Raw genomic sequence first — 24,466 nt, forward strand, 5'->3', positions numbered from 1 at the left:
CACCATGAGCGTTGTCACCAACACGACCACGATCGGCGCGATCGACGCACCGAGCCGTCGCAACACCGAGCTGATGATGATGGGCTTCGCCATCGCCATCTCGATATTCGCCTACGCCAATGTCGGGCTCGCCATCGACGGCAAGCTCCCGTCCGGCATGTTCGGATACGGCGCGGGACTCATCCTGCTCGGCGGCGTCGCCCACTTCGTGGTCCGCAAGTTCGCGCCGTACGCGGACCCGCTGCTGCTCCCGCTCGCCACCCTGCTCAACGGCCTGGGGCTGGTGCTGATCTGGCGACTGGACCAGTCTCAGCGACTGATCCAGCGTGCGGAGCTCGCGTACGGGGAATACAGTCCCGACGCCCCCAAGCAGCTGCTGTACTCAGCAATCGGTGTCGCCTTCTTCGTCGCCGTGCTGGTGATGCTCAAGGACCACCGCATCCTCCAGCGCTACACCTACATCTCGATGGCCGTGGCGCTGGTCCTGCTGATCCTGCCGATGTTCTTCCCTGCGGTGAACGGCGCGAAGATCTGGATCAGCCTCGGCCCGTTCTCCATCCAGCCGGGAGAGTTCGCCAAGATCCTGATCGCGGTGTTCTTCTCCGGCTATCTCATGGTGAAGCGTGACGCCCTGGCGCTGGCCAGCCGCCGTTTCATGGGGATGTACCTGCCGCGCGGCCGCGACCTCGGCCCGATCATCACCATCTGGGCCCTGTCGATCCTGATCCTGGTCTTCGAGACCGACCTCGGTACCTCGCTGCTGTTCTTCGGTCTCTTCGTCGTGATGCTGTACGTCGCCACCGAGCGGACCAGCTGGATCGTCTTCGGTCTGCTGATGTCCGCGGCGGGCGCGGTGGGCGTGGCGTCCTTCGAGTCGCACGTACAGCAGCGTGTGAACGCCTGGCTCGACCCGTTCTCCCAGGCCACGATGGCGCAGAGCGACCAGATCGCCCAGTCGCTGATGGCCTTCGGCTCCGGCGGCACACTTGGCACCGGACTGGGCCAGGGCCACTCTGACCTGATCATGTTCGCGGCCAACGCCGACTTCATCCTCGCCACCGTCGGCGAGGAGTTGGGCCTGGCAGGGATGATGGCCATCCTGATGATCTACGGCCTGATCATCGAGCGGGGCATCCGTACCGCGCTCGCCGCCCGTGACCCCTTCGGCAAGCTGCTCGCCATCGGGCTGTCCGGAGCCTTCGCGATCCAGATCTTCGTGGTCGCCGGCGGTGTCATGGGGCTCATCCCGCTCAGCGGTATGACCATGCCGTTCCTCGCGTACGGCGGTTCGTCCGTGTTGGCCAACTGGGCGCTGATCGCCATCCTGATCCGGATCAGCGACACCGCCCGCCGTCCCGCGCCTGCGCCCGCACCGTCCCCCGACGCCGAGATGACCCAGGTGGTCCGACCGTGAACAAGCCTCTGCGCCGGATCGCGATCTTCTGCGGAATCCTCATCCTCGCCCTGCTCGTACGGACCAACTACCTCCAGTACGTCCGCGCCGACGAACTGAACAGCCGCGACGAGAACCGTCGCGTCCGTATCGAGCGCTACGCCCACGAGCGCGGCAACATCATCGTCGACGGCAACCCCGTCACCGGGTCCGTCGAGACCAAGGGCAGCGACTTCAAGTACAAGCGGGTCTGGAAGAACGGCCCCATGTGGGCGCCCGTCACCGGGTACTCCTCGCAGGCCTTCGACGCCTCGCAGCTGGAGAGCCTGGAGGACGGCATCCTCACGGGCAACGACGACCAGCTCTTCTTCGACCGCACCCTCTCGATGTTCACCAACGACAAGCAGCAGGGCGGCAACGTCGTCACCACCCTGAACGGCGCCGCGCAGAAGGCCGCGTTCAAGGGGCTCGGCAAGAAGAAGGGCGCCGTGGCCGCGCTCGACCCGCAGACCGGCGCCATCCTGGCCCTGGTGAGCACCCCGTCGTACGACCCGTCGGTCTTCGCGGGCAACTCCGACAAGGACAGCAAGGCCCGGCAGCAGCTCCTGAAGGACAAGGACAAGCCGATGCTCAACCGGGCATTGCGCGAGACCTACCCGCCCGGCTCGACCTTCAAGGTCGTCACCGCCGCCGCGGCCCTGGAGAACGGGCTGTACACCGGCATCGACGAGCCCACCAAGTCCCCGCTGCCCTGGCGGCTCCCGCTGACCACCGGCAACCTGGCGAACGAGGGCAACATCCCCTGCGAGAACGCCACACTCCGGGAAGCGCTGCGGTGGTCCTGCAACACCGTCTTCGGCAAGATCAGCGACGATCTCGGCAACCAGAAGATGATCGACGAGGCCGGCAAGTTCGGCTTCAACAAGGAGATCTTCACCCCGGTCCGCGCAGACGCCAGCGTCTACCCCAAGGACAACCGTCCGCAGAACGCCATGGCCGGCATCGGCCAGGCGTCCAACCGCGCGACCCCGCTCCAGATGGCGATGGTCGCCGCGGCCGTGGCCAACGACGGCAAGCTGATGCAGCCGTACATGGTCGCCGAGCGCCAGGCCCCCAACCTGGACACGATCTACACCCACGAGAAGGAGCAGTTCAGCCAGCCCCTCTCGGGTGAGAACGCGCAGAAGCTCCAGCAGATGATGGAGACCGTCGTCAAGAGCGGCACGGGAACCAACGCCCTCATCGATGGCGTCACTGTCGGCGGCAAGACCGGTACCGCCCAGCACGGCCTGAACAACAGCGAGAACCCGTACGCCTGGTTCATCTCGTACGCCAAGACCGACAGCGGCTCCCCGGTCGCCGTCGCCGTGGTCGTCGAGGACAGCCAGGCCAACCGCGACGACATCTCCGGTGGCGGCCTGGCCGCCCCGATCGCACGGGACGTGATGAAGGCGGTCATCGACAGCAAGAAGTGATGCCCATCACATCGGGTGCCCTACCTGCACATCGGGATACCGGTCAGGTATCAGGTCCGGACTCCGGGCCGATCAGGTAGTGCGCGGCCGGTAGCGTATGCGCGAGCAGCACACCGCCGGACCACACACCGGTGCGGTCGGGACTGACGGAGAGGGCTGGAACTGTTATGGAAGAGCCGCGTCGCCTCGGCGGCCGGTACGAGCTGGGCTCGGTGCTCGGCCGTGGTGGCATGGCCGAGGTCTACCTCGCACACGACACCCGGCTCGGCCGCACCGTAGCCGTGAAGACGCTCCGGGCCGATCTGGCCCGCGATCCGTCCTTCCAGGCCCGGTTCCGCCGTGAGGCCCAGTCCGCCGCCTCGCTCAATCACCCGGCGATCGTCGCCGTCTACGACACCGGCGAGGACTACGTCGACGGGGTCTCCATCCCGTACATCGTGATGGAGTACGTCGACGGGTCGACGCTCAGAGAGCTCCTGCACTCCGGCCGCAAGCTGCTGCCCGAGCGCACCCTCGAAATGACCGTCGGCATCCTCCAGGCGCTGGAGTACTCGCACCGCGCCGGCATCGTCCACCGCGACATCAAGCCGGCGAACGTCATGCTGACGCGCACCGGCCAGGTCAAGGTCATGGACTTCGGCATCGCCCGCGCCATGGGCGACTCCGGAATGACGATGACCCAGACCGCCGCCGTCATCGGCACCGCCCAGTACCTCTCCCCGGAGCAGGCCAAGGGCGAGCAGGTCGACGCGCGCTCCGACCTCTACTCGACCGGCTGCCTGCTCTACGAGCTGCTGACGGTACGGCCGCCCTTCATCGGCGACTCACCGGTCGCGGTCGCCTACCAGCACGTACGGGAAGAGCCGCAGAAGCCCAGCAACTTCGACCCCGAGATCACGCCCGAGATGGACGCGATCGTGTTGAAGGCCCTGGTCAAGGACCCCGACTACCGCTATCAGTCGGCCGACGAAATGCGCGCCGACATCGAGGCGTGCCTCGACGGGCAGCCGGTCGCCGCCACCGCGGCGATGGGGGTGGCCGGTTACGGCGGATACGGCAACGACCAGCCGACCACCGCGCTGCGCGCCGCGGACCAGAACGGCGCGCCCACGTCCATGCTGCCCCCGGTCAACCCGGACGACGGCGGCTACGGCTACGACGACCGCCCGGACCGCCGCCGCCAGAAGAAGAGCAACACCTCGACGATCCTGCTGATCGTCGCGGGTGTCCTGGTGCTGATCGGCGCGATCCTGATCGGCCAGGCGGTGTTCAGCGACCGCAACAGCGGCGGCGACAAGTTCGATGCCCCGAACATGGTCGGCTCGACGGTGAAGGAAGCGGAGAAACTCGCGGCGAACGCTGAGATCGTCCTGAAGATCGGCTCGCGCGAACCGTGCGAGGAACAGCCCAAGGGCAAGATCTGCAGCCAGACCCCGACCCCCGACAACCAGATGGCGAAGAACGACACCATCACGGTCGTCGTCTCCACCGGGGCACGCAAGGTCGATGTCCCGGACGTCGTGGAGAAGACCGAGGCGACGGCCCGCAAGGACCTCGAAGCCAAGGGCTTCACGGTGAACGTCACCGCGGTCGAGTCCGAGAAGACCGCCGGTACGGTCATCAAGCAGGATCCCGAGGGCAACTCGAAGGCCGAGAAGAACTCCGAAGTCACGATCACGGTCGCCAAGCAGGCCACCCAGAAGGTGCCGAACGTCGCCGACCGGGACTACGACGCCGCCGTGGCCCAGCTCAACGGCCTGGGCTTCACCAACATCTCCAGGACCGACGTCGATAATGAGAAGCCTGCGAACCAGGTGATCAGCCAGACGCCGCCCGCCGACTCGGCGCAGCCGCTGTCCGCCCAGATCGTGCTGACGGTCTCGAAGGGCCCGCAGCAGCCGGAGCAGACCTCGGTTCCCGATCTCCAGGGCAAGACGCTCGGGGAGGCGAAGGCCCTGCTCGCCGCGGCGGGTCTGCAACTCGGCCAGGTGCAGGGGCCGAATGACGACAAGGCGAGGATCGTCGGCTTCCAGCCCGGCTCGGGCCAGCAGGTCGACAAGAACAGCGCGGTCAACGTCCAGACCATGCCGGGCGGCGGAGACGGAAACATCTTCGGCGGCCCGTCCGGCAGACGAGACTGACCCTGAATCGTGTACGCGAATGATATAAGGGTCTTCGTCACAGCAAGGCGGTTTCCAGGAATTGTTGCAACACGTGGTTGGCTGATCAGTCAGCCAGCAGTTTGTGCCGAGCGCTTGGCTGAGGTCTCTCAACCGAGCGCTCGGCTCGGGTGACCGTTGACGGCAACGCCGGTGTCAAGGTGACCGGGGCGCAGGCCAAATCATTGGTACCTCCGGGAGAAGTACTGGAACAGTTGGCCAATAGGCTTTCTCGTTGGAGGAACGATCGCGCCCTAGTGTCCTGAGTCAGAAATTCGGTTCAGATACCTGGTGAGGCGTTCGAGGATCTCGTCTGCAATCTTCGTCCAGACAAGGGGATGCGGGTCTTCGTTCCAGGCTTTGGTCTAGGTCCGGATGTCCCTCTCCAGGCTCTGGACGTTTTTGTAGACGCTTCACCGTAACTGTTTCTCGGGTAGAAGTCCGAACCATCGTTCGACCTCACCGAGCCGGGACGAACTGGTCGGGGTGAAGCGCATGCGGAATCGGGGATGTGTAAGTAGTCCTTTCTGAATCTTCGGCTCATGCGCGTAGAGGCGTTGTCGCAGATCAGATGGAAGTCGAGGTCTGCGGGTATTTCCTTGTCCAATCAGGTCAGGAAATTTCTTGAACCCCACACATGGCGTTGGTGGAGCGAGCGGATCACCTCGCCGGTCGCGGTGTTCAGCACGGCAAACAACGTGGTCACTCCGCCGCGCACGCAGTCACGGTTGCGGCGCTCAGGCGTCCCCGGCAGCTCAGGAACTGAGGGACGCCCGGCCGTGTCTCCAGTCGGTCGCGAACGAACCGGACCCACCACCACCTGACCGTGTGCACCTTCGACGCCTGGACCAGCGCGCCAACGCCTCATGCTCGTTCTCGGTCTTCCGCGACCCCGTCCTCGTCATCCACCCAGAATGGCGGGCCATCCACTACTTTCGTAGCGAAATCCCGACTCAGGGCACTAGGTATATTTCCCTGTGACGCTGGAGCACGGCTGGTGGATCACGGACGGAACCATCAGTGGGTCACTGCTGAGGTGACTGTGCTGTGGAAGATTTAGGCCCGATTGCTCGTAGCGGGTCGCAACAGCACGGGAGTTCTTGAGCCGCTTCATGGTCCGTTCACTCTCGCCGCAGCGACCATATCGCTCGAAGTCAAAGTCCCGTGCTTGATGCAGTGTCTTCGTAGGTGCCGGAACCCTCGTCTTGGTACTCACCCACGAACACAACTGAAACCGGCCACCCCACCAACAGCTGTCCGATAGTAGCCAGCCTGGCTTCAAATAAAGGATCGACTTGAAATCGACTCAACAGATCCCAGTTCGGTAGCAAATAACCCCACCCAAAACGGCACCAGGGCACCAAAACCCAAGATAATCACCTGGCCGAAAGCTTGCGCCAAATTCAGGGAATTTATCCCATTTGACAACATTCGAAGAGTCCCTATTTCCCATTAAACATCAACCACAAAATTGACATACCCCCGCCCGGTCGCTAACCTAAAATTAATTTTCCATTAATCGACCGAGAAGGTCTTTCGATGTCGCAAACACAAAAGATGAAGCGAGTACGACTCATCACCCCAATCGTCGGGGTACTCACGTTCGCCTGCTTTTCCAGCGCACCGGCCCAAGCTCAACAGAATTCCAACGTTTCATTCGCTCCGCCAAAGATCGGATACCCCAAGTGCGTTTATGGCGGTAAGGGGGACTTTTACGCTACAGGAGACATATTCACCTCAGAGGACACATGCGCAGACGGCGGAGCAGCGGTATTACTTGTTGATGCCAAGCCGTTCCACAGTGGCTGGGGGTACGACTTCGCCATATGGGATCACAACGGAGCGAACAACGGACCTACATCTGTAGGGCATAACATAACTGAGGGAACTCCAATCTTGGTCGTCGAATGCAATGGCACCTACAGCACCAAGAAGGTGAGCACTTGTGCCGACGTTTGGCAATCCGGGGAAGCCTAGCCTCCCCTTACTGTAGATAAGTCGTGGCGATGCATCGGTTTCGCCGGCGAGTCGCTACGACTTATCTATAGATGCCAAGCAAGGCATCAGATCCCACTCTTAGACGGCACGCGGGCCCGCACCGCTGTCGAGTCCACCGATACGTCCCAATCGATCTCGCCCGGGGCGATCACTAGCAGCCTCGTTCAGTACGAGGTCCAGCTGTGGCGCCTCCAGCCTGCACAGGAACAGCGCCCACTCGTCGGGAGCGGCGATCGCGAAGCCGACATCACCGTGTACGCTGCCGAGGGACCCAACTGCTCCTCCAGTGTAAGAAGTTCGCCCGACCGCTCTGTGTGAGCAATGGGATGCAGAAGTTCGTCAGCATCTAAGCTTGGCGTGTGATCGCGACAAGATCATTGCTTGTTGGGGCTCGTTGTTCGCCTGACAACAGACACGGCCGCCCGTGATTCTACGGAGTGTCGAGCTTCGAAGAATCTCAGAACGACCGTGTGAATAAGTGTGCTGGACGAGGTCGCCCGCGTCGACTCTCTTGGTGTGTTGTCCGGGTTTCGACGGGGCCTCTGTGAGTGTTTGGAAGCGCGGGGCGACGAGTTTGTTCGAGCTGGTCGACGCTCTGCTGTGCACCGACGGTCCGGTGAAGACGCTGGTGGAGTTGTCACTGGCTCTTGAACACCGGCGTGGTCATGGCGCTCTGTATGGCGGGTTGAACTGCGGGCGGCTGGATGTGGCGCGGCTGCGCAGGGCTTTGACCGGACTGGCTTTGCCCCTGGCTGCGGACGGGCGGATCGTCCTGGCCGTCGATGTCAGCAACTGGCTGCGGCCGGACGCGAACACCAGCCCGGACAGGCTGTTCTGCCACACCTATGGCCGGGGCAGGGGCTCGGCCTGGATGATCCCTGGCTGGCCCTCCTAATTCGTAGCTGCCCTGGAGCCCGGGCGGACCTCGTGGACCACCATCCTGGATGTGATCCGGCTCCGCCCCTACGACGATGAGATCGCCGTCACTGCGGCCCAGATCCGGGAGGTGGTCCAGCGGTTATATGCGGCAGGGCAGTGGACAGACGGTGACCTTCCCGTCCTGGTCGTCGTGGAGGCCGGTTACGGCGTCACCCGCCTGGGCGTTCCCGCCCGTCGAACTGTTGGGGCGGATGCGCTCGGACCGCGTTCTGTACTTCCCGCCAACGCCCCAGCCCTATGGCAAGCGCGGGCGCAAGCCCAAACGCGGACCGGAATTCAAGTTCGAGGACGTCACCACCTGGCCCGCCCCGGCGATCACCACGGCCACCGAAACCACCCGCTACGGGCTGGCCGACACAATGAAGGCCGACGCGAACAGGCACGCACCATAAACGCCAAGCTAGCGCAGCTCCGCCGGCTTCGTACGGTCCTTGTCCACCTTCTCCGTACGCACCAGCTCGCCCCACACGATGTAGCGGTACTTCGACGTGTAGACCGGCGTGCAGGTCGTCAGCGTGATGTAGCGGCCGGGCTTCTTCGCGCCCGAGCCCTTCGGGACCGCCTGCAACACGTCGACGTTGTACTTCGACGTCTCGGGAAGCTCCTTGAAGACCTTGTAGACGTACCAGGTGTCCCTGGTCTCGAAGACGACCGCGTCCCCGGTCTTCACCTTGTCGATGTTGTGGAACTTGGCGCCGTGCCCGTCGCGGTGGGCGGCCAGGGTGAAATTGCCCTTCTCGTCCCACGGGAGAGCCGACTTCACCGGGTCCGTGTAGTAGCCCGCGATGCCGTTGTTGAGGTTCTCGGTATCGGTGCCCTTCTTGACCAGCACCTCGCCGTTCTTCATCGACGGGACGTGCAGGAAGCCGATGCCGTCCTTCGTGTCCAGCGCGCCCGGTCCGCCCGCCCAGCGGTCGCGGACGGTGTGGCCCTGCTTGGTGGCCTCGCGGTCGGCGAGCACGTTCGTCCACCAGAGGGAGTAGACGACGAAGAGTCCGAGCACCAGGCCCGCGGTGATCAGGAGTTCGCCGAAGAGGCTGACCGCGGTCGCGACGGGATGGCGGCCCCTGCGCCGGGGCGGGGGCGCGGACTCACCGGTTCGCTCTTCGTGCTCGGTCCTCGCTGTCACCGCACCCGTCCCCTGTCGTGATGATGATTCAGCCCACGAGCGCGTCGGGCTTGCCCTCGCTGCGCGGTCGTTCGTCGACCATCTTGCCCCAGACGATCAAACGGTACGTACTCGTGAATTCCGGCGTACAGGTCGTCAGAGTGATGTACCGGCCCGGCCCGTCGAACCCGGAACCGCGCGGCACCGGATCGATCACCGAGACGTTGGACGGCGATGTCTGCGGCAGCGTCCTGGCCGTCTCGTACGTGTAGTACGCGTCCTGCGTCTCGACGACGATCAGGTCGCCGGGGCTCAGCCGGTTGATGTAGCGGAACGGCTCGCCGTGCGTGTTCCGGTGACCGGCGAGGGCGAAGTTGCCTCGCTTGGCCGAGGGCATCGCGGTGCGGAGCGTGCCCTCGCTGTAGTGGCCGACCATGCCCCGGTCGAGGACCTTCTCCTTGCTGATGCCCTCGGCGATCGGAGCGACCACATCCAGCTTGGGGATGTGGATGATGGCGAACCCCTGCCCCGCTTCGAACACGCCGGGATTGCGGTCGCCCTTCGCCCAGTCGTCCTGGATCTTGTGCGTCTCCTTGCCGGCGTACTGGTCGGCGCGCACATTCGTCCACCAGAGCTGATAGGTGACGAACAGCAGCATCAGCACGCCGAGCGTGATGAACAGCTCGCCGGTGACGCGGCTGGCCACCACGGCCGGGCTGTCCTTGGCCGCACGTGCCGCACGCCGTGCCTCCACGCGCGACATCGGCTTGTCGGCCTGTGTGGCGGCCGTCGCCACGGCCTCCGGCCGCTGATCGGCACGGCGGCGGCCCCGCCCCTTGGCGGCGCGGCGGCGCTCGGCGCGGCCTCCGGTGCGCGGCTCCGTACCGGAGGCATCGGAGTCCCGAGCAGCGTCCGAAGAAGGGGCCGACAAGAGGTCTGTCGCGGGGTCCGTCGCGGGGTCTTCGAAGCTCTCCGCGTCGCTCGCGAGGCCGGAACCCGGGACCGGGACCGGGCGGCGGGTGTCGGCCGTCCGCAGGCCGATCGTCTCGTCATGGACCGGGAAGGGAGCGGCGAGAGGCTGCGTCAACTGTTCCGGAACAGGCTGCTCCGGAACAGGTCCTGGCACAGGTGTCGGTGTGGGGGCCGACATGGGCGTCGGTATGGGTGCCGGTGCGGGCGTCGGTACGGCCGCCTGCTGCCCGTACCAGTCCCGTTCGAACCCCTCGGGGTCGTACCACTCCTGCGGAGCACCCTGGTGCCCCTGCGCCCCGTGTGCCGCCTGTGAGTGGGCCGCCCCCGGTTGCGTCCGTGCCGGCAAGTCCGGGGCGCGGTGCTGTCCCCGCCCCGCCGCCGGTGCCTCGGCCGACCCGTCCGGGCCACTGCTCGCCCTGAACCACGGTGAGGAGTGCGGCAGCGGATCGTTCAACGGATCCGCCAGCCGGTCGACCGCCGCCTCGAACGCGCCTGCGGCCCCGTACACACCTTGCTCGTACGGGCCGTCCTGATCGGCGTCGTGCTCGGGGCGGAGCTCGGTCACGCGACGGCCTTGCCCACCACCGGCGCGAGCCCCGCCGACCTCGCGACGGCTCCCGTGTCGCCGCACTGCGCCAGCCAGTTGGCCAGCATCAGATGCCCGTGCTCGGTCAGCACCGACTCCGGATGGAACTGCACGCCCTCCACCGGCAGGTCACGGTGGCGCAGCCCCATGATGATCCCGTCGGCGGTCCGCGCCGTCACCTCCAACTCCGCCGGGACGGTGTCCGGTTCGGCGGCGAGCGAGTGGTAGCGGGTCGCGGTGAAGGGGGACGGCAGGCCGGCGAAGACCCCCACGCCCTCATGGGTCACCTGCGAGGTCTTGCCGTGCAGCAGCTCCGGGGCGCGGTCCACCACGCCGCCGTACGCCACCGCCATCGACTGCATCCCCAGGCAGACCCCGAAGACCGGGACGCCCGTCGCCGCGCAGTGGCGCACCATCTCGACGCAGACGCCAGCCTGCTCCGGGGTGCCGGGACCGGGCGACAGCAGGACGCCGTCGAAGCCGTCCTGGGCGTGTGCCGTGGTCACCTCGTCGTTGCGCAGCACCTCGCATTCGGCGCCGAGCTGGTAGAGGTACTGGACGAGGTTGAAGACAAAGCTGTCGTAGTTGTCCACGACGAGAATGCGGGCACTCACTGGCCGCCCTCCGTCCCGGTCGAGCCGTCGACCGTCACGTCACCGAACGGAAGCAGCGGCTCCGCCCAGGGGAAGACGTACTGGAAAAGCGCGTAGACAACGGCCAGTACCAACACGAGCGAGATGAGCGCACGCACCCATGCGTTGCCCGGCAGATGCCGCCAGATCCAGCCGTACATGTTGTCCCCTCCATTCGGTACGAGACCAGACTAAAGGGCTGGGGCAGAAGCGTGGGTCAGCTGTGGAAAGCTGCCGGCTTGCCTTCGGACACGGGCCGGGTGGCATCGAGGTGGGCCCAGGCGATCAGCCGGTGGCTGCTGCCCCACTCGGGCTCGCAGGTGGTCAGCGTCAGATAGCGGCCGGGCCCGTCGAAGCCGGACTTGCGGGGAACCGGGTCGATGACCCCGATGTCGCTCGGCACGGTCCGGTAGGGCCGTTTGTCGACGCGGTACGTGAACCACGTCGTCCCGTCGGTCAGCACCACCGCGTCGCCCGGACGCAGCTTCGGAAAGTCCTTGAACGGGTCCCCGTACGTACGGCGGTGTCCGGCCACCGCGAAATTGCCCGTCGCGCCGAGGCGGGCGGTCCCCGAGTAATGGCCGAGACCCTTCTGCAAGGTTCTGACCTCGGTGTTCTCCAGGACGGGCCACTCCCAGCCCTTGCCGAAGCGGGGTATGTACATCATCGCGAACGGCTTGCCGTCCCGGTACGCGGCAGGGGCGGGGGACTCCTTCGGTGCCTTCGGCTTCCCCGGCGCCGGGGTGGGCTGCGGCGCGGGTGAGGAGACCGGTTCCTGCGCCCACCGGCTGTGCAGGGCGTCGATCTGTCCCTCGGTCGCGTCGGCCGCCTTCACCCCGGTCCAGAACAGCACGTACACCACAAAGAGCACGATCAGGGCTCCGACGGTGATGCAGAGTTCGCTGAACGTCCTGACGATCAGTCGCACCGACAACTGGCCGGCCTCCCCACAGCCGCTCGCTACTCCACGGGCTCCGCATAGTGGAGGTCCACTGTGCCCGAGTAGCCGGGAAGAGTCACCGCCTCGTGCTCGTCGACTTTCCAGCCGAGCCCGTACGCCTTCACGTACAGCAGGTAGTTGCTGATCGCCGGAGAGTCGTTGAGCGCCTGCTTGAGCTTGCCCGGGTCCCCGACCGCGGTGATCTTGTACGGCGGGGAGTAGACCCGGCCCTGGAGGATCAGGGTGTTGCCGACGCAGCGCACCGCGCTGGTGGAGATCAGCCGCTGGTCCATGACCTGGATGCCCCTGGCGCCGCCCTGCCAGAGAGCGTTGACGACAGCCTGGAGGTCCTGCTGGTGGATGACCAGGTCATTGGGTTGCGGGTCGGGGTAGCCGGGGTTGGCTGTGGCGTTGGGCGGGGCGTCGTTGAGGGTGACGGACACCGAGCGGCCGGTGAGCTTCGTGGTGCCCCCGGCCCGCTCCAGCTCCTTGAGCCGGGCTTCCTCCGCCTTGGTGCTGCCGTCGTCCCGCCCGACAAGGGCGTCGATGTCGTCGCGCACGGCCGCGGTGGTCTCGTCCAGCTGGGCGTTCTTGTTGCTGCGCTGCTGGATGAGATCGGAGAGCTTCAGCAGCGAGGAATCGGTGCGGATGTTGGTGCCCTTGGCCGTGTTGGCGCTGGTGACGAAGATCAGTCCGGCGAGGGCGAAGACGGCAGCGGTGAGCACGCGGGCCGGGTTCCGGAAGGTGCGCCGGACCGGCCCTTGGGGGGAGTCGGCAGAATTGCTCAACGTACCCTTATCTCCTTCGACGCCAGGGAAGCACTACGCTAACGGACGCCCGAGGGAGGCAGTATTCCCCTCGGGCTCCGCCCCGGCGCCAGCCACAGTTCCCTGCGCGGTCACGCAGCGCATCGACAGGAGAGTTCCTCGTGCCGAAGTCACGTATCCGCAAGAAGGCCGACTTCACGCCCCCTCCGGCGAAGCAGGCAACCAACATAAAGCTGACCAGCCGCAGCTGGGTGGCGCCCGTGATGCTGGCGCTCTTCCTGATTGGTCTGGCCTGGATCGTCGTTTTCTACGTGACCGACGGCGATCTGCCGATCAAGGACCTGGGGAACTGGAACATCGTCGTCGGCTTCGGCTTCATCGCCGGCGGCTTCGGCGTCTCCACTCAGTGGAAGTAGCCCCCGCAGCGGAAGCAGCGCCGCAGCGCTCGTAGCTGCACAGCGGGGCCCTGTCCCGCAACCCTTGCCCCGAGTTACCCACAGCGTTATCCACAGGCAGGGGAAAAGGTCAGACGATCTGTGGATAACTTGCCGACCGTTGACGCCGATGTGACTGCAGTCTCCCTCATCGGGGAGCGGCACGCCCCTTGTCCCTGCTGGAAAAACTCAGCTCAGCGACAAGGGGCACAGCTGTTCCCACAGAATGCACAAGATCCGGTACCCGCTGTGGACAACCACGGCTGTGGACAAGCACTCCGGGGACGATGAGCGCTCAGGTGAGCGCGGCCGTTCTGGCGACGACGATGAGGATCACGGCTGCCAGCACCAGCGCGCAGGTGCCGTACTGCACCAGCGCACGCCGCTCACGGGGTGCGTGCACCATGCCGATCGCCATCAGCGTGCCCGCGACCAGACCACCGACATGCGCCTGCCAGGCGATCCCGCCCCAGGGGTTGAAGGTGATGACCAGGTTCACCGCGAGCAGCGCGAGGACCGGGCGCATGTCGTAGTTGAGCCGGCGCATGAGCACGGCGGTGGCGCCCAGCAGTCCGAAGATCGCCCCGGAGGCTCCGAGCGAACCCTGCTCCGGCGCGGAGAGCCAGTAGGTGAGAGCGCTGCCGGCCAGGCCGGAGACCATGTACAGCGTGAGGTAGCGGGCACGGCCGAGAGCCGCTTCCAGCGGCCCGCCGAGCCACCACAGCCCCAGCATGTTGAACGCGATGTGCCACACCTCCTGGTGCAGGAACATCGATGTCACCAGTCGGTACCACTCGCCCGCCGCGACGCCTTCGAGCGGACCGCCGTAGTGGGTCGGGGCCCGGCCGAACAGCATCAGCTCGTTCACCAGCGTGGTGCCCCTCGCCAGCACCGCGAGGTACACGGCGACATTGATGGCGAGCAGGATCTTGGTGACGAGGCGGGGATCAGCCGCGATGCCGCCGCCCGCGACGGTACGCGGTCTTCCGGCGGCCGGTCCGTGCCCCGTACCCGAACCCTGGCGTACGCAGTCCGGGCACTGGAAACCGACCGAGGCGTCGATCATGCACTCGGGGCAGATCGGGCGCTCGCAGCGGGTGCAGCGGATGTTCGCCTCGCGACCGGGGTGGCGGTAGCAGCTGAGCGAGCCGGCCGCGGCGGCGGACTGGTCACCGCCCCCCGGCGGCTGCTGGTCCATCGGTCCCATCGCTTCCCGGTCCCTTCGGTCCTGGTCATGACGGGCACGGCACGCACGACGCCGCCCTGCTCGTCCGCTATGTATCAGTACGGACGGGCAGGGCGGTTGGTTCCCGAACGAGCCATCAGCGTGTGATCAGCCGATGACCACAGGTGATCAACGGGTCTCGATGACGACCGACTCGATCACGACGTCCTGCACCGGGCGGTCGGTGCGGGCGTTGGTCGGGGTGGCAGCGATGGCGTCCACGACCTTCTTGCTGGCGTCGTTGGTGACCTCGCCGAAGATGGTGTGCTTGCCGGTCAGCCAGGCGGTCGGCGAAACGGTCACGAAGAACTGCGAGCCGTTGGTGCCCGGACCGGCGTTGGCCATGGCCAGCAGGTACGGCTTGTTGAAGGCGAGGTCGGGGTGGAACTCGTCCGCGAACTCGTACCCCGGGCCACCGGTGCCGTTGCCGAGCGGGTCGCCGCCCTGGATCATGAAGCCGCTGATGACGCGGTGGAAGACGGTGCCGTCGTACAGCTTGTCCGTCGACTTCTGACCGGTCTCGGGGTGCACCCACTCGCGCTCACCCTTGGCGAGCTCGACGAAGTTCTTGACCGTCTTGGGCGCGTGGTTCGGCAGGAGCCGGATTTCGATGTCGCCCTGGTTGGTCTTCAAGGTGGCGTAAAGCTGCTCAGCCACGATCTGCCTTCCGTAAGTCTTCGGTGACGTTGAGTCTTCTTCGGTGACGTTGGGTCTTCGGTGACGTCCACCGATCCTCGCACGGACCGTACGTTCCGGCGCCCGGCCGCGACCGGCGGGCGCGTGACGCTCACCTACCTGCCCCATTTCCGCATGCGGCAGCCCACAGCACGCCGCAACAAATGCGGCCAAGTGCGCTACGAAGCGGAGCGTTCCGGGACGAACCGTGGCATTCTCATCGACAAGCTCCCCTTGCACCGCATCGCCCAAGGCGTCACTCACGACCTGAATGACCCGGATGCCCGCCCCGCATGCCAGACAGGAATCCGGCAGGCATGATCTCGAAATGGGTGGAAAGGCGGAGTGTCTACCCGCCACCAAGGAGGAGGATCCCGTGACCCGCATCGACAGCGTGCGCGCCGCAACCGACTCGGCGAAGGACAGCGTGCAGCACGCCGCGGAAGTGGTGGCGCCCTACGCCGACACGGCCAAGGACCAGGCCGCACATCTCGCGCACGAGGCCCGCACGCGGCTCGCGCCGAAGGTGTCCAAGGCGGCCCAGCAGGCCCGCGTCCAGTACGACGCGCATCTGGCACCACGTATCGAACTCGCCCTGACCCATGTGCCGCCCAAGGTCGACGAGGTCGGCCGGCGCGCCGCACACCGCACCCGCCAGGCGGCCCGGACCGCGGCGGACTACACGGTGCCGCGCGTCGAACACGCGATGGCCGTCGCCCAGCCGGTGGCCGAGGAGGCCACGGCCCGCAGCGCCGCCGCACTGGCCGCACTGCGCAGCCAGGTCACGGCCGAGGAGATCCGGCAGCTGGCCCGGAAGCACGAACGGCGGGCGCGGGCCGGCCGGCTGTTCAAGGGGCTCGTCGTGGCCGGCCTCGTAGCGGGCGGCGCCTATGCCCTCTGGCGATGGTGGGACAAGCAGGCCAACCCCGACTGGCTGGTCGAACCGCCCGCCGCCACGGAGGTCTCCGACCGCGCACCGCTGACCTCGGTCGACGGCAGCGGCCCGAGCTCGCCCGACCCCGAGGTCCGGGCCAAGCAGGCCGATGCGGAGGCGGACGGTACGGACGGCTCGGAGGGCCCGGACGGCACCAACCCGGACGACCGCCGCTGAGCCGGCACCCGGACCAGCTCCCGAGCCCGTTCCTGGGCCGGCTCCCGTACGACGAACCCGCGCCGGAAGACCCCGATCACGTGGTCTCCGGCGCGGGTTCGGCTTTCCGTGCCGCTGGGCCGGTTCCGTGGTGCAGGCCCCTGCGGGCCAGGTCGAGAACGGCTCAGCGGCGGGAGACGGGGCCTGGCATGCCGGGGCAGGGCACGGCACACCCCCGACAGATGCGAAAATGCCCTCCGATGCTGCGTTTTCGCAGATCGGAGGGCATTTATCAGGTGGAGCCTAGGAGATTCGAACTCCTGACATCTGCCTTGCAAAGGCAGCGCTCTACCAACTGAGCTAAGGCCCCGAACAACGGGCAGCCCCGGACGCTCCAGCGTCTTGGCCACCGCTGCGGACAACAGTACCGGGTACCCCCCGGAAACCTGCAAAAATATGGGGGCTCCCGGTCGGCGACCACTCTCCGTAGGATGCTCGACAAGGTTCGCAGCAGCGAAGCCGCAGCGAAGGGGAGACGCCATGGACGCAGCGCAGCAAGAGGCAACGGCCAGAGCCAGAGAGCTTCAGCGCAGTTGGTACGGAGAGCCTCTCGGTGCGCTCTTCCGCCGCCTGATCGATGATCTCGGCCTGAACCAGGCCAGGCTCGCCGCCGTCCTCGGGCTGTCCGCCCCCATGCTCTCCCAGCTGATGAGCGGCCAGCGGGCGAAGATCGGCAACCCCGCGGTCGTCCAGCGGGTCCAGGCGCTCCAGGAGCTGGCCAGTCAGGTCGCGGACGGCAGCGTCAGCGCGGGCGAGGCCACCGACCGCATGGAAGAGATCAAGAAGTCCCAGGGCGGCTCCGTCCTGACCAGCACCGGCCAGACCTCCCAGACCGGCGGTGCCCCCACCGTCCGGCGCGTGGTCCGCGAGATCCAGTCGCTGATGCGGTCGGTCGCGGCCGCCGGTGACATCATCGATGCCGCCGACTCCCTCGCCCCGACCCACCCGGAACTGGCAGAGTTCCTCAGGGTGTACGGCGCCGGGCGCACCGCTGACGCGGTGGCGCACTACGAGGGACACCAGAGCTAGGGGCACCGGAGCCAAGGGCCTGCCCGGCCGATCAGGGCCGGGCACTGTCCCCGAGAAGCCGGCCATGGGCCGAAACAGGAACTGGGAGCGGGCACAGCGCAATGGGTGAGGTCTTCGCCGGTCGGTACGAACTGATCGATCCGATCGGACGTGGTGGGGTCGGCGCCGTCTGGCGGGCCTGGGACCACCGGCGCCGCCGCTATGTGGCGGCCAAGGTCCTCCAGCAGAGCGATGCGCACACGCTGCTGCGCTTCGTCCGCGAGCAGGCGCTGCGGATCGAGCATCCGCATGTGCTCGCCCCGGCCAGCTGGGCGGCGGACGACGACAAGGTCCTGTTCACCATGGATCTGGTGAGCGGCGGTTCGCTGGCGCATGTCATAGGCGACTACGGGCCGCTGCCGCCCCGGTTCGTCTGCACGCTCCTCGACCAGCTGCTGTCCGGGCTGTCCACGGTGCATGCGGAGGGCGTCGTGCACCGGGACATCAAGCCGGCCAACATCCTGATGGAGGCGACCGGTACCGGACGGCCGCATCTGCGGCTGTCCGACTTCGGCATCTCCATGCGCAAGGGAGAGCCGCGCCTCACCGAGACCAACTATGTGGTGGGTACGCCGGGTTACTTCGCGCCCGAGCAAATGATGGGCGCGGAACCCGATTTCCCCGCGGACCTGTTCGCGGTCGGTCTTGTCGCGCTCTATCTGCTCCAGGGCAAGAAGCCCGACGCGCAGGCGCTCGTCGAGCACTTCGCCTCGTACGGCACGCCCTCCGCCCCGGAGGGGATTCCCGAGCCGTTGTGGCAGGTCCTCGCGGGGCTGTTGCAGCCGGATCCGCAGGCCCGCTTCCGTACGGCCACGGGTGCGCGCAAGGCGCTGACGGCGGCGGTCGAGATGCTGCCGGAACCCGGGGCCGAGGACGAACCGGTCGAGGTCTTCGACCAACTCGGGCCCCTGCCCGCCGGTTTCGGACCCGACGGACCGGCCCCGGCTCCCGCCCGACAGGAACAGCAGGCCCAACAGGCCCAGCACGCGCAGGCCGCCCAGCAGCCCTACGCCCAGCCGCCGGTCCCGATGTCGGAGACGGGCAGCTTCCACCTCCCGCCGCCTCCGCAGCAGCCCACACCGCCGCCGCAGCAGGCGCATCCGGTCACGCCGCACACCCCGCTCCCGGCGCAGGCGGCGCCCCTGTACGCCACTCCCGCCCCGGAGCTCTCACAGGCGCCCACGGCCGCCGTGCAGCACGAACCGGCGCTCACCCGTGCGTACACCGTCGGACAGCCGCAGGCGCAGCCTCAGCCGCAGGCAGTGGCGCAGGCGCACCCGCCGGCGCCCGCTCCGGCGCACACCCCGCAAAGGCGTCCGGGACCGTCCCCGAAGGTGGCGGTCCCGGTACTACTGGTGGCATTGCTCTGTTTCGCGGTGGGCATCTGGGCGCTGACCCAGAGCTGAGCCCGGCGGCCCGAGCCCGGCGGCCCGAGCCCCGCCGTACGGGGGTCGGGCCAGGCAGTCGCGGCTACCAGGTCTGCGGCGGACCCCCGTACGGCTGACCGGCGTCGGCCGGGGCTGCCGGGGCGGTGACAGCGCGGCGCCGGGCCAGCAGCGTCCACACCCCGAGCCCGAGCACCAGCACCGAACCCGCGCCGATCCCGGCCACGGCGACCATTGTCATCCGGTCGCTCTTGGCGGCCGCCTGCGGCCCGCTCTTGCCGTCCCTCGCGTCGTCCCTGTCGTCCTGCGTGACCGAGAAGTCCCCGGCATCGCCCGCGTACGGCGACTTCCCGGCCTCTCCCTCGACCTTGACCCTGAGGGTCAGCGGAATCCCGTTCTTGCCGTACGACTTCGCGATCTGCGGGCTGAGCGTCACCGAAAGGTAGTACCAGCCGGCGAACCGCATGGCGCTGACGCTGCTGTTGGAGTCGTACCGGTTCTCGTAGGCCACCGGGGGCAGCGGATCCAGCGAGACGGTCGTGGTCTTGCCGGAGTACGAGAGCGGCATCGCGGAGGCGACATGGCCGTGCGCCGGGTTGTCCAGGGACAGCGCGAGCGCGTTGCCGATGTACTCGTCCGAGGCGTTGTCGTTGCTCAGGGTGGCGGTGGCGAAGACCTGCTGCCCCCAGTCCACCGGCACCCGGTAGAAGAGGGTCTGTCCCGGCTTGATGCCGCCCTCCTCCTTCCACTCGCCGGTCTCCAGGCCCGTCGCGTCGTAGTAGCTGGTGCCGCCCGACCGCTTCTGCGGGGCGGTGGTGGGCGGCACGGGCGAGGCGGACGGCCAGTTCTCCGGCGCGTCGGTCGGCATCGAGCCGGCCGATTTCAGCTGCGGCTCCGACTCGTAGCGCAGCTCCAGGTCCCACTCGTCGGGGGCGGAGGTCTCCTTGCTCTCCCGCTCGATCAGGACGTTGTACGTGCCGGCGTCCTGGCAGATGCTGGCGTCCTTCTCCACGGTCCGGTAGGCGTACGCCGCGATCGGGCGCGGGAACTCCGCAGACTCGAACCGCGCGTCCTCCGAGCTGCACTGCAGGTCCGAGCTGTCGCGGATGCTGACCGTGATCCCGTCCCCGTAGGCGACCCGGCCGTCGCCCCTGGGCACGGCCACCGCCGAGACGTACCCGTTCGTCTTCGCGTCGAGGTTCAGGCGGTAGTAGAGCTTCTGACCGGGCTTGATCGAGCTCCGGTAGACCGATCCCGGCGTAAGCGCCGACGCATCGGTGCTGGCCTCCGCACCGTCGACCTTCTCCGCCCCGGGATCGAAGGTGTACGCGGCGGGCTCCCCGGCCGCGTACGCCTGCCCCGGCAGCGCCGCCGCCGCGCACATCGCCGCGACCGCGGCCAGCGCCACCCGGCCCCTGTTGCGCTGCCTCATCACGCGCTTCCCCTCGTCGTCTGTGCGGCCCGCCCGCGACGCCCGCGTACGAACACGAGCCCTGCGATCACCACCACCACGGCGCCCGCCCCGGCAGCGGCCGCAATGCCGGTCCATCCTGCCCCGCCCGTACCGCCGCTGTCTCCGGCGCTGATCGGATTGCCCTTCTTGTCCGCCTTCTTGTCCGTCTTCTTCGCTGCGACGGGAGCGTTGTGCTGGGGGCCGGCCAGCTCGTCGCCGAGGACCGACACCCGCAGCACCACACCGACCTGCGGGTTCCGCGCGATGTCCGCGGCCCGCGCCCCCAGCGTCACCGAGATGTAGAAGTCGCCTCCGGCGTGCACCGGCCGGACCTGGGCGCCGTTCTCGTAGCGGTTGGTCCAGGCGACCGGCACACCGCCCATCCCGATCGCCGCCGGGCGGCCGCTGTACAGGGTCGTCGGGTTGAACTCGCCGCCTCCGGTGAGCGGGAACCGAGCGGGTGTGAACAGCTGCGTCGCCCCGTACGAGTAGGTGGTGGAGCCGCTCCGCTCCACCGTGGGCTCGTTCGCGAACTCCACGTCGTAGCGCACCTGCTGGCCCCAGCCGGCCGGGACCTTGTACCAGAGGGTCTGCGCCGGAAGGATGCGGTCGCGCCACACACCCCGGCCGATCTCCTCGGCATCGTTGAAGCCGGTGCCGCCCCGTACGTCGCGCGGGTCCCCGGACGGCAGCACGGCGTCCTCCCCGCCCTTGCCGTACTCCGGCTGCGACTGCGCGGGTGTGACGTCCTTGTCCAGGGGCTCCTCGACTCCGTATACGAGTTCGAGCGGCCAACGCGCGGCGTCGGAGCCCTTCTTGGTCTCCCGTTCGACCACCAGCCAGTACCGTCCCGCCCGGTCGCAGCGGCTCGTGCCCCGCGCCGAGGGGATACGGGCGATCGCCGAGGTCAGCGGGGTCGCACCCTCCTTCTGGGAGAAGTGCGCGGTCTCCGAACCGCAGGAACTGTCAGTGCCGTACGCGATGCTGGTACGCATCGCGTCGAAGGTGTCGACGGCCGCCCCGGGCTGCGGCACCGCCGTCGCGGAGAAGTCCGCCGTCGAGGCGGCGTCCAGGTCGACGGCGTAGTACCGCTTCTCGCCCGGCCCGATGGTGTCGAGGTACTGCCCCGGCGCGAGCACGGGCGCCCCTGCGCCCGTCGCCGTGCCCGTGACCCGCTCGCCCCGGAACCGGTAGCCGTCCACGGAGAGTTGCGACGCCCGCTGGAGCTGCCTGGCCAGCGAATCGGCGTCCGGTGCGTCGTAGTAGCGGCCGTTGCCCGCCGCTGCGATGCATTCGAGCTGTTCGCGGGCCGCGCCCTTCACCTGGAAGCCCACGGTGTCGATCCGCAGCCCGACGCCCTCCTTGCCGAGCCGCTCGGCGACCTCGCAGGGCGGTGGCGCACCGCAGTTGTCCTCGCCGTCGGAGACCAGCAGGATCGTGCGCGTACCGATGGCGCCGCCCGAGGGCCGCGGAAGGTCCTCGACGGCCTTCCGCAGCGACAGACCGATGGGGGTGTCACCCCTGGGCCGTACGGCCGCCACGGCCTGTTTCAGGGCCGCCCGGTCGAGCCCGCGCACCGGTTTCACGAGCCTGGTGTCCGTGCAGCCCCGGGGGCGGTCGGCGCCGTACACCCGCAGTCCGGTCGGATACCCGTCGGGAAGCCCGTCGACGACGGTCCCGACGGCCGTACGGGCGCTCTCCATCCGGGAACGCCCCGTACCGTCGTCGTCGGCCATGGAGCCGGACGAGTCGAGGACCATGACCAGGCTGCCGTTCCCGCCGGCTCCGGACGGCTCGGGCCCGGCGGGCGCACCGCCCGGGGGCGCCGCCACGGCCGGCGTCGCGCCCGCCACCAGGGCGAGCAGCGCCCCGCCGATCCATGCCCCCGCGACTGCGGTACGACGTTGTCCCCGTGCCTTCACCCGTGCCCCCTCGACCCACCCGATCGTTTTGCTCACGCAACGTATTGATTTGCTCGAGTGAACTCAAGAGCACAGGTGTCACGGTCCCGCAACAGCACGAAGCCCCGGCCGCTCAGCGACCGGGGCCCGCAATCAGACTGTTCTGTCTCACACACCCGAACCTGCGGGCACGGAGTCAGTCGCCTCCGTCCACAGATCCTGCTCGGCGCGATCCGCCTGGATCTGGCGGTACACGAGGAGCCCGCCGATGGCGGCCAGTGCGACCAGGAGAAGCTTCTTCACCGCGCGACCTCGTCTTTCCTTGACGTAGGGGACTTCTGCCGCCCGACTATACACACCGGCCGATATCAACCGGTGACCTGCCCGCAACCCAACTGGCGCCCGGGGAAGAGCGGTCATCCGAGGGCCGCTCCGTCCGGAGGATCCGACCCTGTTCCACGACCGGGTCCGCAGCCCGGTCCACAGCCCGATCCGCAGCCCCCGCATAAGCCCGTCAACTCCGGTTGAACCATACGAGTGGTGTTCATCCGAAGATCGGCGCATCGGTGGCGTCGGTCCATGAAATCGCGAGCCAGATCCACATCATCAGAAAGGTAAGCAAACCGGACCACCCGAAAGCGAGGGGCCATGAGCACCGTCAAGCCCAAGAACATCTGGACCGCCTTCGTCACCGCCCTTTTCGCCCTGCTCGCCGCACTGGGATTCATGAGCACCCCGGCGACGGCCACGGAGCAGAGCGCCCCGGAGCCGACCACCACGAACCAGGAGCACACGGGTGCGACCGCGGCAACCGCGACCACCCCGTCGGTGCGATGGACCCTTCCGCGTGACCGGGCGCTGCCACCGACGATGAAGCAGCGCATCCGCGCCGAGGCACACGGCTCCTCGCCCGCCACCCGTCATATGTCCGTCGACGCCACCGGCGCCACGGAGACCAGGAACGTCGCCCGCACCGCCCACGGCGCCCCGGCGGAGGAAGCGTCCCTGCTGCCGCCCTGAGAGCCGCTCCGCTGACGTACAGAGCCCCCGGGCCGGTTCACACCGGACGGGGGCTTCTCCGTGCCTTCCAGCGGCCTTCCCGGCCACCGGAGCCGGAGCCGGCTCCGGTGGCCGGTGGCCGGTGGCCGGTGGCCGGTGGCCGGTGGCCGGTGGCCGGTGGCCGGTGGCCGGTGACGAACACGGGGGCGGGCCGCGGCGCATGGCGGCGGATCAGATGCACGATCACGGTCCGCTCGAAGCAACGCCAGCAACTGCTCGACTGCTCGGCCTTGTGCCCGGCCTTGCGCTCGGTCTCACGGATCCCCATCCCGACGACCGCCGTGCCCGTCAGCCACAGACGCCGCACAACCACAGCCGCACAGCCGCCGCAATTCAGCCGCAACGCCGAAGGCCCCTCACCGTTTCCGGTGAGGGGCCTTCGTAACTGTGGGGCTAACAGGATTTGAACCTGTGGCCTCATCCTTATCAGGGATGCGCTCTAACCAACTGAGCTATAGCCCCGCCGCGCTGCTGCGCTGACTTCTGAAGATTAGCGCACGTCGGGGCCAGTCCCAAAATCGATACCCGGCGCTCTACTCGTCCTCGGCCAGCGTGAGCTCGATACCGCCCACGAATCCCGCCGACAAGTTGTAGATGAAGGAGCCCAGCGTCGCCAGGGCGGTCGCCAGGACGACGTCGATCACCGCGATGACCGAGGTGAAGATGAGAACCCTCGGCAGCGACAGGAACGACTGGAGATCGAAGCCGTTGCCCTCGTTCGAACCGGTGGCCTCGCTGATCGTGCCGCCGACGGTGGAGAAGACGCCCATCGCGTCCATCACCATCCACAGCACTGCGGACGCCACCACCGTGCAGATGCCGAGCGCGATGGAGAGCAGGAAGCTGACCTTCATCACCGACCACGGATCGGCCTTGGCCACCCGCAGCCGCGCCTTGCGGGTACGCGGAGTCGTCCGCGCCCCCGTCCGCGGCCGCCGGGCCGCCTGAGCGGCGCCCTGGGCACCGCCCTGCGTGCCGTGCGGCCGGCCGCCCTGGGTCCCGCCCTCGGGCGAGGGGTACGCCTGCGGCGGGTGGTACGGCCCACTCGCCTGCCCCGGCGCGGGCTCGCGCTCACCCGGCAACGGCCCGGTCGCGTAGCCCTCGTACTGGGGCTGAGGCCCCCGGGTATCCGTCACAATGCCCCCTT

At 67.7% G+C, this 24,466-nt stretch carries 24 protein-coding genes and 2 tRNA genes; 11 read left to right on the forward strand and 15 right to left on the reverse strand.

Annotated elements, in window-relative coordinates:
* Positions 1-4 precede the first annotated feature (4 nt).
* From ACFYY7_RS17310 to ACFYY7_RS17330, 5 genes are all read left to right on the forward strand, one after another.
* Positions 5-1,414: an FtsW/RodA/SpoVE family cell cycle protein gene (locus tag ACFYY7_RS17310; RefSeq protein WP_388662327.1), complete on the forward strand. Its 1,410-nt coding sequence runs from the start codon at positions 5-7 to the stop codon at positions 1,412-1,414.
* Complete coding sequence (locus tag ACFYY7_RS17315; protein WP_388662329.1) at positions 1,411-2,868, forward strand: penicillin-binding transpeptidase domain-containing protein; 1,458 nt, start codon at positions 1,411-1,413, stop codon at positions 2,866-2,868. Before ACFYY7_RS17310 ends, ACFYY7_RS17315 begins: the two co-directional genes overlap by 4 nt.
* 167 nt (positions 2,869-3,035) lie before the next feature.
* The gene (gene pknB, locus ACFYY7_RS17320) at positions 3,036-5,009 is read left to right on the forward strand and encodes a Stk1 family PASTA domain-containing Ser/Thr kinase (protein WP_388662331.1); all 1,974 of its coding nucleotides are present in this window, start codon (positions 3,036-3,038) and stop codon (positions 5,007-5,009) included.
* 2,590 nt (positions 5,010-7,599) lie between these two features.
* Positions 7,600-7,920, forward strand: coding sequence for a transposase (locus ACFYY7_RS17325; protein ID WP_388662333.1), 321 nt, complete (start codon positions 7,600-7,602; stop codon positions 7,918-7,920).
* A 151-nt stretch (positions 7,921-8,071) separates the two neighbouring features.
* Entirely contained in the window at positions 8,072-8,356 is a 285-nt protein-coding gene (locus ACFYY7_RS17330; RefSeq protein WP_388662335.1) for a transposase, read from the forward strand.
* Positions 8,357-8,364: 8 nt separating this feature from the next.
* On the opposite strand, the gene ACFYY7_RS17335 is transcribed toward ACFYY7_RS17330, so the two are convergent.
* The 6 genes from ACFYY7_RS17335 to ACFYY7_RS17360 are packed head-to-tail and all read right to left on the reverse strand — an operon-like array spanning position 8,365 to position 12,990.
* Positions 8,365-9,093, reverse strand: a complete 729-nt coding sequence (locus ACFYY7_RS17335; protein WP_388662337.1) for a class E sortase — start codon at positions 9,091-9,093, stop codon at positions 8,365-8,367.
* Between the two features lie 28 nt (positions 9,094-9,121).
* Complete coding sequence (locus ACFYY7_RS17340; RefSeq protein WP_388662339.1) at positions 9,122-10,609, reverse strand: class E sortase; 1,488 nt, start codon at positions 10,607-10,609, stop codon at positions 9,122-9,124.
* On the reverse strand, positions 10,606-11,244 hold the full coding sequence (locus tag ACFYY7_RS17345) for an aminodeoxychorismate/anthranilate synthase component II (protein ID WP_358946848.1): 639 nt from the start codon (positions 11,242-11,244) through the stop codon (positions 10,606-10,608). Before ACFYY7_RS17345 ends, ACFYY7_RS17340 begins: the two co-directional genes overlap by 4 nt.
* Complete coding sequence (locus ACFYY7_RS17350; protein ID WP_266914546.1) at positions 11,241-11,423, reverse strand: hypothetical protein; 183 nt, start codon at positions 11,421-11,423, stop codon at positions 11,241-11,243. The genes ACFYY7_RS17345 and ACFYY7_RS17350 overlap by 4 nt, the downstream gene beginning before the upstream one ends.
* 56 nt (positions 11,424-11,479) lie before the next feature.
* Positions 11,480-12,196 (reverse strand): class E sortase, encoded by a 717-nt coding sequence (locus ACFYY7_RS17355; RefSeq protein ID WP_388662342.1) that lies wholly within the window; start codon positions 12,194-12,196, stop codon positions 11,480-11,482.
* A 26-nt stretch (positions 12,197-12,222) separates the two neighbouring features.
* Positions 12,223-12,990, reverse strand: a complete 768-nt coding sequence (locus ACFYY7_RS17360) for a DUF881 domain-containing protein (RefSeq protein ID WP_266731364.1) — start codon at positions 12,988-12,990, stop codon at positions 12,223-12,225.
* A 140-nt stretch (positions 12,991-13,130) separates the two neighbouring features.
* Between ACFYY7_RS17360 and crgA the strand changes: the two genes are divergently transcribed.
* Positions 13,131-13,385 (forward strand): cell division protein CrgA, encoded by a 255-nt coding sequence (gene crgA / locus ACFYY7_RS17365; RefSeq protein ID WP_093548084.1) that lies wholly within the window; start codon positions 13,131-13,133, stop codon positions 13,383-13,385.
* 313 nt (positions 13,386-13,698) lie between these two features.
* Here crgA and ACFYY7_RS17370 read toward each other — a convergent pair whose 3' ends face one another.
* Both ACFYY7_RS17370 and ACFYY7_RS17375 read right to left on the reverse strand, forming a co-directional pair.
* Positions 13,699-14,601, reverse strand: a complete 903-nt coding sequence (locus tag ACFYY7_RS17370; RefSeq protein ID WP_388662672.1) for a rhomboid family intramembrane serine protease — start codon at positions 14,599-14,601, stop codon at positions 13,699-13,701.
* Positions 14,602-14,757: 156 nt separating this feature from the next.
* Entirely contained in the window at positions 14,758-15,285 is a 528-nt protein-coding gene (locus ACFYY7_RS17375; RefSeq protein WP_376318083.1) for a peptidylprolyl isomerase, read from the reverse strand.
* Positions 15,286-15,408: 123 nt separating this feature from the next.
* On the opposite strand from ACFYY7_RS17375, the gene ACFYY7_RS17380 reads away from it, so the two are divergent.
* Positions 15,409-15,624, forward strand: coding sequence for a hypothetical protein (locus ACFYY7_RS17380; RefSeq protein WP_388662345.1), 216 nt, complete (start codon positions 15,409-15,411; stop codon positions 15,622-15,624).
* Positions 15,625-15,679: 55 nt separating this feature from the next.
* A complete protein-coding gene (locus ACFYY7_RS17385) occupies positions 15,680-16,414 on the forward strand; it encodes a DUF5324 family protein (RefSeq protein WP_388662347.1) in 735 nt (244 codons plus the stop codon).
* Between the two features lie 276 nt (positions 16,415-16,690).
* Here the strand turns inward: ACFYY7_RS17385 and ACFYY7_RS17390 are convergent.
* Positions 16,691-16,763 (reverse strand) — tRNA-Ala (locus ACFYY7_RS17390).
* A gap of 170 nt (positions 16,764-16,933) precedes the next feature.
* Here ACFYY7_RS17390 and ACFYY7_RS17395 point away from each other — a divergent pair.
* The gene (locus tag ACFYY7_RS17395; RefSeq protein ID WP_388662349.1) at positions 16,934-17,482 is read left to right on the forward strand and encodes a helix-turn-helix domain-containing protein; all 549 of its coding nucleotides are present in this window, start codon (positions 16,934-16,936) and stop codon (positions 17,480-17,482) included.
* A 101-nt stretch (positions 17,483-17,583) separates the two neighbouring features.
* Positions 17,584-18,927: a serine/threonine-protein kinase gene (locus ACFYY7_RS17400; RefSeq protein WP_388662351.1), complete on the forward strand. Its 1,344-nt coding sequence runs from the start codon at positions 17,584-17,586 to the stop codon at positions 18,925-18,927.
* Positions 18,928-18,991: 64 nt separating this feature from the next.
* On the opposite strand, the gene ACFYY7_RS17405 is transcribed toward ACFYY7_RS17400, so the two are convergent.
* The 3 genes from ACFYY7_RS17405 to ACFYY7_RS17415 form a co-directional block, all read right to left on the reverse strand.
* Positions 18,992-20,338, reverse strand: coding sequence for a hypothetical protein (locus ACFYY7_RS17405; protein ID WP_388662353.1), 1,347 nt, complete (start codon positions 20,336-20,338; stop codon positions 18,992-18,994).
* On the reverse strand, positions 20,338-22,236 hold the full coding sequence (locus ACFYY7_RS17410; RefSeq protein ID WP_388662674.1) for a VWA domain-containing protein: 1,899 nt from the start codon (positions 22,234-22,236) through the stop codon (positions 20,338-20,340). The genes ACFYY7_RS17405 and ACFYY7_RS17410 overlap by 1 nt, the downstream gene beginning before the upstream one ends.
* A 192-nt stretch (positions 22,237-22,428) precedes the next feature.
* Positions 22,429-22,563, reverse strand: a complete 135-nt coding sequence (locus ACFYY7_RS17415) for a DLW-39 family protein (RefSeq protein ID WP_003958712.1) — start codon at positions 22,561-22,563, stop codon at positions 22,429-22,431.
* Between the two features lie 345 nt (positions 22,564-22,908).
* Here ACFYY7_RS17415 and ACFYY7_RS17420 point away from each other — a divergent pair, with 345 nt between their 5' ends.
* Positions 22,909-23,280: a DUF6344 domain-containing protein gene (locus ACFYY7_RS17420; protein ID WP_388662355.1), complete on the forward strand. Its 372-nt coding sequence runs from the start codon at positions 22,909-22,911 to the stop codon at positions 23,278-23,280.
* 37 nt (positions 23,281-23,317) lie between these two features.
* On the opposite strand, the gene ACFYY7_RS17425 is transcribed toward ACFYY7_RS17420, so the two are convergent.
* The 3 genes from ACFYY7_RS17425 to ACFYY7_RS17435 all read right to left on the reverse strand — a co-directional run bounded on the left by ACFYY7_RS17425 (position 23,318) and on the right by ACFYY7_RS17435 (position 24,455).
* Positions 23,318-23,587: a hypothetical protein gene (locus ACFYY7_RS17425; protein ID WP_388662357.1), complete on the reverse strand. Its 270-nt coding sequence runs from the start codon at positions 23,585-23,587 to the stop codon at positions 23,318-23,320.
* Between the two features lie 120 nt (positions 23,588-23,707).
* A tRNA-Ile gene (locus ACFYY7_RS17430) sits at positions 23,708-23,781 on the reverse strand.
* Positions 23,782-23,852: 71 nt separating this feature from the next.
* Positions 23,853-24,455, reverse strand: coding sequence for a DUF3566 domain-containing protein (locus ACFYY7_RS17435; protein WP_388662359.1), 603 nt, complete (start codon positions 24,453-24,455; stop codon positions 23,853-23,855).
* Positions 24,456-24,466: the final 11 nt, after the last annotated feature.

The organism is Streptomyces sp. NPDC001933 (assembly GCF_042890955.1).
Lineage (GTDB): Bacteria > Actinomycetota > Actinomycetes > Streptomycetales > Streptomycetaceae > Streptomyces.